The 13,159-nt window shown below is 48.9% G+C and carries 13 protein-coding genes and 1 tRNA gene; 2 read left to right on the forward strand and 12 right to left on the reverse strand.

All coding sequences use genetic code 11. From position 1 onward, the window contains the following. Positions 1-16 precede the first annotated feature (16 nt). Positions 17-1,183 carry a serine/threonine protein kinase gene (locus JOY44_RS06755; RefSeq protein WP_171572885.1) on the forward strand — a complete coding sequence of 389 codons (1,167 nt, stop codon included), beginning with the start codon at positions 17-19 and terminating at the stop codon, positions 1,181-1,183. Between the two features lie 173 nt (positions 1,184-1,356). Here JOY44_RS06755 and JOY44_RS06760 read toward each other — a convergent pair whose 3' ends face one another. From JOY44_RS06760 to JOY44_RS06800, 9 genes are all read right to left on the reverse strand, one after another. Continuing rightward, positions 1,357-2,028: an ABC transporter ATP-binding protein gene (locus JOY44_RS06760; protein ID WP_281063281.1), complete on the reverse strand. Its 672-nt coding sequence runs from the start codon at positions 2,026-2,028 to the stop codon at positions 1,357-1,359. Positions 2,029-2,107: 79 nt separating this feature from the next. Further along, positions 2,108-3,280 carry a molybdopterin-synthase adenylyltransferase MoeB gene (moeB, locus tag JOY44_RS06765; RefSeq protein WP_171572886.1) on the reverse strand — a complete coding sequence of 391 codons (1,173 nt, stop codon included), beginning with the start codon at positions 3,278-3,280 and terminating at the stop codon, positions 2,108-2,110. Between the two features lie 39 nt (positions 3,281-3,319). Then, positions 3,320-3,811 carry a Mov34/MPN/PAD-1 family protein gene (locus tag JOY44_RS06770; protein ID WP_171572887.1) on the reverse strand — a complete coding sequence of 164 codons (492 nt, stop codon included), beginning with the start codon at positions 3,809-3,811 and terminating at the stop codon, positions 3,320-3,322. Further along, positions 3,808-4,536: an ABC transporter ATP-binding protein gene (locus tag JOY44_RS06775; RefSeq protein WP_171572888.1), complete on the reverse strand. Its 729-nt coding sequence runs from the start codon at positions 4,534-4,536 to the stop codon at positions 3,808-3,810. Before JOY44_RS06775 ends, JOY44_RS06770 begins: the two co-directional genes overlap by 4 nt. A gap of 35 nt (positions 4,537-4,571) precedes the next feature. After that, a complete protein-coding gene (locus JOY44_RS06780; protein ID WP_171572889.1) occupies positions 4,572-4,799 on the reverse strand; it encodes an indolepyruvate ferredoxin oxidoreductase subunit alpha in 228 nt (75 codons plus the stop codon). Positions 4,800-4,931: 132 nt separating this feature from the next. Further along, positions 4,932-6,164, reverse strand: a complete 1,233-nt coding sequence (locus tag JOY44_RS06785) for an ATP phosphoribosyltransferase regulatory subunit (RefSeq protein WP_171572890.1) — start codon at positions 6,162-6,164, stop codon at positions 4,932-4,934. Beyond that, on the reverse strand, positions 6,165-7,121 hold the full coding sequence (locus tag JOY44_RS06790) for a J domain-containing protein (RefSeq protein ID WP_171572891.1): 957 nt from the start codon (positions 7,119-7,121) through the stop codon (positions 6,165-6,167). A 60-nt stretch (positions 7,122-7,181) separates the two neighbouring features. Next, complete coding sequence (locus JOY44_RS06795) at positions 7,182-8,030, reverse strand: inositol monophosphatase family protein (protein ID WP_171572892.1); 849 nt, start codon at positions 8,028-8,030, stop codon at positions 7,182-7,184. 33 nt (positions 8,031-8,063) lie between these two features. Beyond that, positions 8,064-8,432: a 2Fe-2S iron-sulfur cluster-binding protein gene (locus JOY44_RS06800; RefSeq protein ID WP_171572893.1), complete on the reverse strand. Its 369-nt coding sequence runs from the start codon at positions 8,430-8,432 to the stop codon at positions 8,064-8,066. 79 nt (positions 8,433-8,511) lie between these two features. Here JOY44_RS06800 and JOY44_RS06805 point away from each other — a divergent pair. Next, positions 8,512-8,598: transfer RNA gene (locus tag JOY44_RS06805), tRNA-Ser, on the forward strand. Between the two features lie 158 nt (positions 8,599-8,756). Here the strand turns inward: JOY44_RS06805 and JOY44_RS06810 are convergent. The 3 genes from JOY44_RS06810 to JOY44_RS06820 form a co-directional block, all read right to left on the reverse strand. Next, positions 8,757-9,833, reverse strand: a complete 1,077-nt coding sequence (locus JOY44_RS06810; protein WP_245404904.1) for a family 10 glycosylhydrolase — start codon at positions 9,831-9,833, stop codon at positions 8,757-8,759. A 220-nt stretch (positions 9,834-10,053) separates the two neighbouring features. After that, positions 10,054-10,749, reverse strand: a complete 696-nt coding sequence (locus JOY44_RS06815) for an AIM24 family protein (RefSeq protein ID WP_171572895.1) — start codon at positions 10,747-10,749, stop codon at positions 10,054-10,056. Between the two features lie 226 nt (positions 10,750-10,975). Next, positions 10,976-12,853 (reverse strand): DUF3685 domain-containing protein, encoded by a 1,878-nt coding sequence (locus tag JOY44_RS06820; protein WP_171572896.1) that lies wholly within the window; start codon positions 12,851-12,853, stop codon positions 10,976-10,978. Positions 12,854-13,159: the final 306 nt, after the last annotated feature.

Below are 13,159 nucleotides of genomic sequence, written 5' to 3' on the forward strand. Positions count from 1 at the left end.
AGGCGCTGGAGGAGATATGGCGGGTCAAATTTTGGGCGATCGCTACCAAGTTGAGCGGCAGATCGGCAAGCAAACCGGACGCTGGACTCTGCTTGCCCGCGATCTTCAAACTCAGGAGTTAGTTGTTTTAAAGCTGCTGTTTGTTGATGAACAACTGCAATGGGACGACTTGAAGCTATTCGAGCGCGAGGTCGAGATCCTTAAATCCCTCTCTCACCCATCGATTCCCTCCTATTTAGGTTACTTTGAGCATGAGTTACCCAATGCTAAAGCGCTGACGCTGATTCAAACCTATGTAGAAGGCAAATCGCTAGAGCAATGTTTACAGCAGGGGCGACTATTTACGGAAGTAGAAACCAAGCAAATTGCCAAAGCCCTGCTGGGAATTTTGACCTATCTGCACGGACGGCAACCGCCAATCATTCACCGGGATCTTAAACCCAGCAATGTGCTACTCGCCAATCGCCAACTCTATCTGATCGATTTTGGCTCCGTTAAGCGGGTATCGGGCAACGATACTACTGCTTTTACAGTGGTTGGCACCTACGGCTATATGGCACCCGAACAGTTCAGCGGGCGAGCTGTTGTAGCATCCGATTTATTTAGCTTGGGCGCAACTCTATTGGCTTTGGTCACCGGCACTCATCCCTCCAGCCTGCCTCGTATTGGCACCAAGATCGACTATGCCAAACTTCCCAACGTCAGCCCACAATTTGCCGATTGGCTGGGCTGGCTCTATGAACCCAATTTGGATCGGCGGGTGAAGTCAACTCAGGACGCTTTGCAGGGATTGGATCACGGACGGCAGGCTGAGGCCGCACCCGTCAAAATTGCCCCAGCCCGAAAACCCGCTGATACCAAAATCACTTTGACAAAGGAACCGACCTTTTTGGAAATCACCTTACCTGCTCGCTTGGGTCAAGTTCAGCTTCAGATTGATCAGCAGCAAATTTCCCTGACACAGAAACGATTGGGTATTCAAACCGGGCGATCGCAAACCTCACCCCGCAAAGACATTACCCGGTTAGAGTGTTCGCAGTCGGCTGATGGGGAGGCTACTTTCATTATTTGGGCGGATACTCAAAAATATGAGCTGAAGAGTACGCCATCTCTGACAAAATCTGAACTGGACTGGCTAACCTACGAACTTTCAACCTGGCTAAAGGTGCCTCTGAGCCAATAAGAATGAGCGTTCTAAGAAGGAGTGTTCGTAGTCAGTCATCCTATTCGGTTGTCAGCAACGTCCTTGCCCTAACCGTCTCCCAATGGAGGGTGGAACCCAAACTGTCTGAAAGCTTTTCTCCTTAGGAGAGGGAGCGGGATGTAGCTGGCTTTCCGCGGAGTGATCAAATTGCTTTAATCCACGACCAAGCCATCTTTGACATGAATGACTCGTTGGGTTTGAGCGGCAATATTGGGTTCGTGGGTGACGATGATGATGGTGATTCCCTGGTGGTTTAGGTCTGCCAGCAGGTGCATCACTTCTTTAGAGGTTTCAGTATCCAAGGCTCCTGTGGGTTCATCCGCTAGCACTAACGCAGGACGGTTAACCAGAGCACGGGCGATCGCGACCCGCTGCTGTTGTCCACCCGATAGCTGACTGGGGCGATTTTTCATCCGCTCTGCCAAACCCACACGGCTCAAGGCTTCCTCCGCTCGTTGCTTGCGCTGCGACTTAGAAACATTGGCGTATACCATTGGCAGCATCACATTATCCAGCGCAGTGGCACGAGCTAATAGGTTGAACTGCTGAAACACAAAGCCAATCCGGCGGTTGCGAATGTAAGCCAACTCATCGTTGTTAAGTGTGGTAAGGTTTCTGCCTTCCAGCACATAATGTCCATGCGTTGGGCGATCGAGGCAACCCAAAATATTCATCAGCGTCGATTTGCCCGATCCAGAGACACCCATGATCGAGACATATTCCCCTTCTTCAATCGTCAGGTCGATGCCTTTCAGTACGGGCACATCCACTTCGCCCAACCGATAGGTTTTGGTGATGTCTTCCATCCAGATCATCGTTGCCATCCAACAGCCTCCTAGCTATGGAGAAGGAAAAGATAGGAGGAGGAACTAAGCGTCCCTGGCTCCTATCTCCTTTCCTTTTTTAGTACTCTGGAACCGATGGATCGACTTCTTGGCTCCAAGCTGTAATGCCGCCCTTGACGTTGATCCCGTCGATGCCAGCCTGCTTGAGAATGCCTAATGCCTTCGCCGATCGCCCACCCAGTTTGCAATGAGCAATCAGCTTGTGCCCATTCAAAGCCTCTTTTACTTGCTGTACGCCAGTGCCGTTTTCAATATCGGGCAAGGGGATCAGTACCGCTCCGGGGATTCGGGCAATTTCATACTCATTCGGGTTACGCACATCAATCAGCACAAAATCATCTGCGCCACTGTCGAGTAGTTTTTTTAACTCGGTGACGGTCATTTCCTTTAATTCCAACTGTTGTTGTGCTTCTGCCGCTTTGGCTTGAGGAATTCCGCAGAATACTTCATAGTCGATTAGCTTGTCGATGACTGGACGTACGGGATTGGGTCGCAGTTTCAATTCGCGGAAGGTCATATCCAGAGCGTTATAGAGCAATAAGCGACCATTCAACGTGGTGCCTTTACCCAAAATAATCTTGACCGTTTCCGTTGCTTGAATCACTCCAATAATCCCCGGCAAAATGCCCAATACGCCGCCTTCGGCACAGGAAGGCACCAATCCAGGCGGGGGTGGTTCGGGATACAAATCGCGATAGTTGGGGCCACCTTCATAGTTAAAGACAGTTGCTTGTCCTTCAAACCGATAGATGGAGCCGTAGACATTGGGCTTATCCAGCAGCACGCAGGCATCGTTGACTAGATAGCGAGTGGGAAAGTTGTCGGTGCCATCAACGACGATATCGTAGGGCTCCATGATTTTCAGCGCGTTTTCGGCACTCAGGCGCGTTTCATACAAATCGATCTGGCAGTAGGGATTGATTTCTAGAATTCGATCCTTGGCAGACTGAATTTTAGGTTTGCCGATCCAGGAAGTACCGTGAATCACCTGACGTTGAAGATTGGAGCGATCGACGACATCAAAATCCACTAGCCCAATTCGCCCAACGCCAGCAGCAGCGAGATAGAGCAGGAGAGGCGACCCTAAGCCACCACTACCAATGCACAAAACGCTGGCAGCTTTAAGGCGCTTTTGTCCTTCTAGCCCAACTTCGGGCAAAATTAGGTGGCGCGAATAGCGCTCATATTCTTCTTTGTCTAACTGGATGTCGTCCAGGTTGGGATTTAGCATGGTTGGCGTGGATAGGGGACAAGAAATAGGGGTTAGGAGTTAGGAAAACGCTATGTAACGATGACAGGTATCCTGTAGTATCACTTCGGGTTGAAATTGATGATTTACATCTAGACTCCAACTATAAAACTCCGTGGCTTTTCCCTGCTGAACGGAAATAATACTGTAAGAATAGTGCTGCCATGCAAGGCGACGATCGCACTCTGAGGGCACTGCTGGATGGTCGGGATGAGAGTGATAGATCCCAATAATATCTAAACGGTGACTCCGTGTGTATCGCATTGCCTTGAGCATATCTTCGGGGGCGATCGCGTATCGGCGATCTTTGGAGGACGATTGATCGTGCAGGTCGGCTGCTACTTGCTGATTCCAGCTATTTTCAACGGGATAAAGCTCGATCACAACGCGAATTGATGAATCGGTGTCGCCCTCAACAGTACCCAGCATTAAACCGCAACACTCCTCAGGATAGGTACGCTCGGCATGGGCGTTCATGACTTGGATGTGATCGCCACTGAGGCTGAGCGTCATCGTTTAGTGGCTCCCAAATATAATTCGCCGACTTTGGGATCGTTGAGCAGATCAATGCCGCGTCCCTCAAAGCGATCGCGTCCTGCCTCCAGCACATAGCCCCGATCTGCCATTTCCAATGCTTTACGGGCATTTTGCTCAACTAGGGCAATCGCGGTTCCAGTTCGATTAATTTCTCGAATTTGTTCAAATACGCTGTCTACTAGCAGGGGCGACAATGCCGCAGAAGGTTCATCTAGCAGAAGCAACTTGGGTTTTAGCATTAATGCTCTGCCCATTGCCAACATTTGCCGTTCTCCACCAGACAAGGTTCCAGCGCGTTGGTTGCGGCGCTCTGCTAGTTTAGGAAAGCGCGTGAAAATCTCATCTTTTAGCGGTTGAGTGGGCTGGTCTAGAACAAAGGCACCCATTTCTAGGTTTTCTTCCACGGTGAGGGAGCGAAACACATTGGAAATTTGCGGCACATAGCCCATGCCGTGCTGCACAATTTCGTCTGACTTTAAGCCCACAATGCTTCTGCCCGCAAAGACGATACTGCCCGAATGAGGAGTCAACAAGCCAAAAATCGTTTTTGCCAGGGTCGATTTTCCGGCACCGTTGGGACCGATTACCGCCACCAACTCCCCTGGATGAATCCGAAAATTCACGCCCTGCAAGATGTGTAAATCTTTGACATATCCGGCGTAAACGTTTTCAACTTCGAGTAAGGGAGCAGAATCGGGCATGGTAAGAGGAGATAGGGAATAGGCGGAAGAGTCCGCTACTGGGGTGTTTTTTGCAAATCAGAGCGTTCTTCTGGCACGATCGCGCCTTCCACTGGGCATACTTGCAGGCAAATACCGCAGTCGATGCAGGTGGAAAAATCGATCCAGTACCAATCCATTCCTTTCAGGTTTTTGCCAGGTCCTGGATCAATACAGGCAACAGGGCAGGCATCGACGCAATCTGCCACGCCTTCACAGGTTTCAGTCACAATTGAATGGGGCACAGGAATCTCCAAAAGGGGTTGGTGGCAAAGGTAGGGCGACATGAGACGTTTGGCGATCGCTCAGTCTAGTCGCGCTCACCGAACGGGGCCAGAGTATTCAGCCTACACCTCGCACTTCGTATTTCGCACTTTTTATTCTAGATGGATGGGTTCAACCTTGGCGGTGCCGTCTGGTGAAATCCAGGCGATCGCAGCAATCCGGCAATGTTGGGCATAATCATGAATTTCGGCGGTGGTGCGCCCACCTAAATCAAGTTCGACTCTCACGTTCTCTGAAGCAGTGCGAAGCTGTTGGGCGTAGGCAAGTGCAGCGGTATAAGCTTGGGGGCTTGCTGGAACCACGAGCCAATCACTGATTGGAATGTTCTGGGGAATCTGATTGGTGAGGGCGATCGCCTGATGTAACTGCTCAATTTGTAAGGCAAATCCAATACCCGGAGCGGTTTCGCCTTGGGGATGATACAACCCCAGCAGTTGGTCATAGCGTCCGCCTTGACCTAATACTTGCCGCCCATTAGGAGTATCACTGACCACCTCAAACACAATGCCTGTATAGTAATCCAGGGTTTGGATTAAGCTGAGGTCTAAGATAAGGTTCGGAGTACAGGATACGGAGTTTGGAGTGGTTTGTAACAGGTCAATCAGGGATTTAAGATTGTCTAGAGCGGCTTGCTGAGTCGGGTTGAGATCTAGACTAGACACTTTTTGCAAGACTTCAGTAGGAGTGCCGCGCAGATCGAGCAATAGTAGGGCGCGATCGCGTAGGTCTTGAGTCATAGGCAAGGTTTCTAGGGCAATGCGATCCAGGTTGGCGATCGCCCGCCGCACGGTTGATTGAATGGCCGATGGAAAGACGGAGAGCAGCGATCGCGTTAGCCCCGCCTCGCCTAGCACAATCGACCACTGGTGCAAGCCAAGGCTTTGCAAGCAATCCATCAGCAGCAGCAATGCTTCTACATCAGCCAGCACTCCGCCGCTGCCGAGTAACTCTACACCCGCCTGATAAGACTCCTGCTGGCGGGTGTGGCTGGTTTCGTGGGCGCGGCGAAAGATGTTGGCGTTGTAGTAAAGCCTCAGAGGGTAGGTTGCTCCTGCCATGCGCGTTACGACCGTCCGAGCGATCGAGGCAGTTAACTCAGGACGCAATCCTAAGTCTTCGTCATCTAGTCCTTGTAGCTGCAAAACGGTTGACCGTTGAATGGCTCCCCCTGCCATCAAAGTATCCAATCGCTCTAATGTTGAAGTAATAATCCGGTGGTAGCCCCATTGATGAAACATCTGCTGTAAGCGGTCTTCAATCCAGCGTTTCTGGGCAACATCTAAAGGCAGGAGATCTCTGGCTCCCGCAGGAGGTTGGTATACCATTTATTTCTTTTTCCCAAATAAACCAAATAGACCGCCGCCTGCCTTATCGTCGGGTTTATTCGTTTTAGCGTTAGGCTTTTGGGTCGAGTTTTTAGAGTTTGCTGAAGTGCCAGTCGTTTTTTCTAGCTTTTGTTTACCTTCCAGCGCGATCGCGTTAGTCGGATCAAGCTCCAGCGCTTTATTAAAGTGAATTTTTGCCATAGTTGCCTGACCTTGCTTAAAATGAACCGCTCCTAGCAAAGCATGACAACTGCCATTTTTAGGTTCAAGTTGGAGCGCGTCCCGCAGTTCTAGAACCGCTTTGGCATAATTATTTTTCGCCATATAGCCCTCCGCCCGACGGTAATACTGGTCGGCCACTGACTCTGGACGCGCTGGCTGTGGTTGGCTGGTCGCCGTCGGTCTTACCGATGATTGGGAAGAATCTGGAAGATTGCTGCCTGTATAAATTGTTCGCGATGTTTCAGCCCTGTTAAAACCACCCTGACCTTCCTTCCGCATCAGGTAAACCATATTGAGTTCGCTAATTTGTCCTGTAACTTCTAGCGTTTGGTCTAACTGCTCATATTGCTTATCAGCAAGCCCTTTCAATGAAGTGCGATAAAAATGCTCAGGATTGCTAGCATTCGCAATCTCTTTGCCCAAATTACCCAATTCCCAGTTTCCTTGACGAGTAGCTTGTTGCCCTTTCAGGTTCAGAACAATGCCATATTCGGCGCGGTCTTTTTCTTGAGAAAGCTTTTCCCAGGCAGGATTCACAAGCTTTGATAAAAATTCGCTAGCCAGCTTCTTGTCTGCTTCATTTTCTACGGCACTGCTGTCAGGATGAAGCTTGCGGGCAACTTTAAGGTACCGCTTCCGAATGGTTTGTATATCGGCATCGATCGGCACCCCTAATATGGCGTGATGATCTACAAAATCTAATAGAAACAGCCCTCGCTCAAGTTGAAAAGACATGGTGTACTGCTGCCTGCCGTGGAATTTTCTCTAGTGTAATCTGACCATTCCCAGTCTGCGCTAGGGTAAGCGAACAAACTTGGTGGAATCTACCCAAGTTTCTAGGGAGGGAACGTCCTGCAATGCCTGACTCAGGTGGGCGTGAATGCTGCCATTGGTTGCCAGAATGCGCCCGGAGTCTATCTGAAAAGGTGATTGGTCGTAGGCTGTCACCTTGCCGCCCGCTTCTTGTAGCAGAATGGCTCCGGCGGTTATATCCCAGGGAGATAGCCCCCGTTCCCAGTAGCCGTCAAATCGACCGCAGGCAACATAGGCTAAATCCAGGGCAGCAGATCCGCTGCGCCGCACACCATGGGTGAGATGGGTGAGGTAGCAAAATTCAGCGTAGTTAGTATCGGTGGTTTGGCGGCGATCGTAGGCAAAGCCAGTCACGAGCAAGCTCTTGCTTAACTCAGTCGTTTTTGAAACATGAATTGGGCGACGGTTGCAAGTGGCTCCTTGTCCTTGAGCCGCGCGAAATAGCTCTTGTCGAAATGGGTCAAAAATGGCTCCAACGATGGGCACTCCGTCTAGCATGAGACCGATCGATACGGCAGAAACGGGATAGGAGTGGGCGTAATTGGTGGTGCCATCTAATGGATCGATCGCCCACAAAAACTCGCTCTCCAAGTTTCCCTTTTGCCCAGATTCTTCAGTCAAAATGTTGTGACCAGGCACATGTCGCTGAAGTACCTGCAAAACAGCCGTCTCAGCCTCGCGATCGGCAACCGTAACGAGATCTCCGGGACGACCCTTCTCTTCCACGCTTTCTAAATTGCCCCAATGCTGCTGCAAAATTGTGCCTGCTGCCAGGGCGGCTTCGGTGGCAATGTCGAGAAAGATTTGAAGTTGAATGGGAGAGACAGGCATGAGCGCTAGGGGCGAGGGATGAAGGGCAAAAGACTATTCTTCGTCAAGGAAAAGTCTACGTTTGACTTTACCCTTGCCAAAGTATCGCCCAAATTGCAGCTCATAAACTTCATCTTCGTCTTGAGTTTCTACTTCTAAATCAGAGCGCGGATAGCTGACACAGAGCAAGGCATATCCCTGTCGCTGTAAATCTGGAGAAAGCCCCATGGCTTCAGGCTGATATATTTCGCCAGAAATAACTCGGACAGCGCAAGCGGTACAGGCTCCATTGCGGCAGGCAAAGGGCAATGGGGCTCCTTGATTTTCGACCGTTTGCAGAATGTAGCGGTCTTCAGGAACTTGAACGGTGTAGAGCGTGTTGGTGCGGCGATCGCGAATTTGAATCGTATGAAAAAGAGCCATGAATTTAGTCTTGTTACCAAAATGACACTTGTTTTGCTACTATAGTTGTCTCACGGCTGTTTATGCAGCACAACCTTTTGGAGAGATGGCCGAGTGGTTGAAGGCGCAGCACTGGAAATGCTGTTTAGGGGTAACTTTAACGAGGGTTCGAATCCCTCTCTCTCCGTTCTTAGACTTTAACAGGATAAATAATCTCAGAAATAAGCTTTAGAAAACCCCTCCAGATATAGAAGGTTTTTATCAGAGAACTATAGGCTTTTAAGTAATATTGGGTTTTCTTCAATCGCTGCCAGACATTGGTTTGAAGGTGAAGTGCTTGCCTACTCACTGGAGTGATTGTTTGACGAGCGATGCGGCTTCTTCTGGTTTTCCAGCGTAGGGGAACACTAAAACACCCTTAATTTTGGCGTTGTTAATCAGGGGTTTTAAGCGGTATAGCTGCTTCTCAGAAATTGCAACTCCAGCATAGTTTTTGGCGTACTCTAGCTCTTGGTTAAAGTTTTTATCGTTATAAACCTGAATGAAAACCCGATCAACATTCCAATTTTGCCAATCTGCAGCGAAATAACGTTTACCCCAGTAGGGGTTGTGATGGCAAAGATCGAAGCTAACCGCTGGATTCGCTTTCTTAATACCAGACCTCATTTGCCGCACAAAGCTAGTCAGACGAGCAGTGCGGTCAATCTTGCCAGGGAGTTCGGCATGATAACCCAGGTAGTCATCCCACTGGACGGCATCAATAGTTGGATATTTTTGGACAAACTCGACTGAGATTTTTTTGAATAACGCAGCAACTTCTGGGATCTCAACATCCAGCACGTAGTGATCAATGCCAGCGTAGGTTTTGTCAACTCCAGGCACAATCCACCGTTTAGAGATTGCTAAGTCAAAAATTGGGCTGTTCTTGTCGATTTTGATACCCTTCTCAAAATAGGCGTGAACTTGCATTCCTTGCTTGTGTGCCTCATCAATTAACCACTCTAACCATTGATCTTGAAACTGATTGGGGCAACTTCTATACCCAAATGTTTGCTGCATGACAGTGCTGTTATACATTGTGCAGCCGTTGCCCCATACTCCATGAATAATGGTGTTCATTCCTTGCTTGCGGTAATAACGAACGCGATCGCGGATCGTTTGTTCGCTGGCATTATTCGTTACCTGATATCGACTCAAATAAATTCCTCTGATTGCTTTTTTCTCCCACAGGGTTTGAGATGACGATTTTCTAGCAGGTTTTGGTAACGGCTGAGCTTGGGATTTAGTCGTTGGTGCCATAGTCGGCAAGATCTGCGGTGAGGGTGAATTAGCGATCGGTGCCTGCTGGGTTGGAGGAGGAGTCAAAACAACAGCAGTGGGTTGTTGAGTAATTGGAGGAGGAGTTTGTGAATTATTAGGCAAAAGTTTGCCGATATAATCAGGTAGAAGTTTTTTGATACCTAAATCATCTAGATGAGTAGAGCCCCAGTAACCAGCCCCTAGTACAAGGATGATGAATGAAAGGGGAATGCTCGAACATCCACATCCAGAGTTTTCTTTTTTAGGCGGCATGGCAATATGAGTGACTTTCAACGCTTACGGTAATCTTCATCGGAGCGCACCATAGCAACTAATACAAACTCTATCTACTTACTTCTTGGAGGTAAACTTCCTCATAAGGTTGCAAAACGACCCAACCATTGCCCTGAAACTTTAATTGAATCGCCTCCCCACTGCCACGGCCCAAAAAAGTACCCAGAGTAAAATTGGTCACGATTTCAGGTTCTAGCGAACCTGACCAAGCTACCGTTGCATTAGGATCGGAGAATACTGGCATATCGGGTTTAACTTTTAATGCCAGTGGCTCGTAGTGTGTTGTGATTGCGACCATCCCTGTGCCCGATAAACGAATGTTAAAGAGCCCGCCCGCTACCATACCCGCGATACGTCGCATTAGCTTGATTTCCCACTTTATCGTGTTCTCCATTGCCAACACGTCGTTACCGTTGACAAAAATAGTTTCATTCTGGAGATTCAAGATGTGAATTCGTTTACCTTTATCAGCTAAGTAAACGTGTCCCATGCCATCCATTTTTACTAGAGACATTCCTTCGCCAGAAACCATCTTTTTCATCAAGTTTCCTAATCCATGTTCGAGCATCCCTTCACGCTTGAATGTCACATTGCCCAAATATCCAATCATCGCCCCTACTTTTGCCCAGATTCTGCCATTTACTTTTACTTCAAGTAGGTGTGGGCTTTCCAGCTCAAAAGTGCCTTGTCCGCGATCCCTCTGAGATGAGGTGCTAAGAAATTCATTGATAGAGTATCGAGACATAACGGATCATCTATGTAAAAGGGGGATTTGGTTGAAGAGGTAATCAAAGTATTCTTCCCATCTTCATGTGCAACTCTTCAGCAAAAAGTAGTGTGATTCCAGAATTCAGAGTTCTGTGGTTCGTCCTTGCCGATATGTTTAGAAATCTTTTCCCACCGATAGCCTTCTGATTGTTCTTTACAGGCGATTTAGCAGTCGAACCATTCAGATTTATCTTGATGTCGAGTTACCGTCGGCTAAAGCGGGTGTCTTGCAGGGCGTTGCCGATGCCTTTGATTACGCCGCGTCCAATTAAGCCGATGCCGCGACCAATTACTTCCGTGAGTACATACACCACGCCGCTGCCGACAAAGGAAACCGTTGATTGCAAACGGGGGGCGATCGCATCTCGTGCTTCCAATGCCAGTGTAACCGCAAGCCGAACTCCGCCCAAATCAGCAAGCTCCTGATTACGAGGCGCGTAAATAGATGTTTGAACAATGCCCTGCTGTTCCAATACATACAGTTGATGGCGACTTTCAAAAATGGCGGTTGGCTCACTAAAGAAGCGATCAACGCGGTACTTCCAGGAGAGGTTGTTTCTAAACCGCTCAATTTCACGGGTGGAGAGTAGGCGGCGATCATAGAAGGTTTGCTTAATCGCGAGCGCATCTCCAAAGCGGTTGAGTAAAGGCTGCATGACTGCATTCGCTACTTGAATCATCATATTTTGCAGCACTGTCTCCAACCGTGCCATTGCTTCCACAGAACCCACTGCATAGGTTGTATTGTCAATCAGCAGCGGTGTTTGAAACAGTAGATGCGCCAAAAAATCGCTAACTGCGGGAATCTTATCTAAAATATTCGCCTGGACAACATCACCATCTAGCAGCAATACTTCTACCACATCTATAGTCGGCTGTTGCACTTGCTCAATGGGAGAACTGCCTAAAGTAAGGGTTGTATATTGTCCAAAAAAATCAGTAGTCACCGCTTGCCAAAGATTCCGTAGTACCATGCTGCGCTTTTCTGGAAGATACGCTAATTCAAGATTGGAAAACCGCAAGTCGTTTAAAGTCTCTTCTAGTTGACGGAGCACGATCGCCAGCAACTCTCGCTTTTTGTCGCTGCTGAGAATATCAATTTCCAAAGGGCGATCGCTCAGGTTGTGCAAAGCACCTTGCAGCTTGGCAAAGGTGCTGTCAAACAGAGATGCCTGAATGCTGCGGAGGTGATCGGCTGAAGTGGTTTGCACGCTGATTTCGGTGTACAACGTTGGCGTGGAAACTGGGGCGATCGCGGTCATAGCTACTTTGACGGATTGTGCAGTAGGCTGCGATCGCTCCAGCATGGATTGCTCAGTTTGTGACAACGATCCAGACCGTTTCAACCGTTCTATAAAGCGCTCTGATTCAGAAGTCAGCAGCCGATTGACAACCCAACGAGCGGTTTGTAATTCTCGTCTGCGCCCGGTGAGAAATAGCTGATCCAGCACGGAAAGATTAGCACTGTCGAGTTGGGCGTTCAGTTGGGCGATCGCGTCATCAATTTGCTGCACACCAGACAGGCGCATATTTCGCCGCATCACATCTAACGCAGTTAAGGGTGGCAGTGCAAGGGATGCTGTGCTGGAATTAGGGACATTAGAATTAGGTACATTAGACTTTAAGGATTGGGCAAGGCTACGCATTGCTTGAGTCCAGTGAGAGTACCCAGCGGCGATTTGGCGGATAATTAAAACAATCTCCCCAATTGCAGTGCCCTTTTGGCAATAGCCCATCGCTTGGGTCTGCAATGCTGCCGCCAGCACTGCAGAATCAGGAATGGTGCTGAGCAACAGGATAGGGATTTGGGGATACCGAGCGTTGATCTGCTGACACAGCGACAGCCCGATTTTTGCGCCATTGGCTGCACTGAGATCTAAACTGAGCAGGATTAGATTAAGCGATCGCTGATTATCCTGCTCGAACCACTGCACTAGCTCTGCGATCGCCCCCTCGCTGGATGCCTCTAACGCCACATGCATGTCTGGGTAGGCATGGAGGCTAGTGATTAGATCCTGGCGAAACACCAGATCGTCTTCAACAAGCATCAAGTTCAGCGTCGCAATGGGCTGAGAAGTCATCAGGCAATCAATTGAAGAATCGAGTTACTCTTTAGCCTCTTTTACCACAAGTATGAAGGCTTCATCATTTCATTGTCTGACCTGAGACGACTATTCGGCAAAATGAGGTGTGTTTAAGTCAAGTTTCCTCTTGGTGCGATTGCGAAATCCCTTTTTATTATCAACCCGCGATCGCAGGCTTCAATCATTAATGAACTGCTCCTGAAGCGATCGCTATCAGCCCTACACCTGTGAAGACCAGACCATCGACATTGTGTCCTACGATCTCGGGATTAATCAGGATACACTTGCTGGGTAGTAGCCGGA

This window comes from Leptolyngbya sp. Cla-17, assembly GCF_016807185.1.
Classification (GTDB): domain Bacteria; phylum Cyanobacteriota; class Cyanobacteriia; order Leptolyngbyales; family Leptolyngbyaceae; genus ULC077BIN1.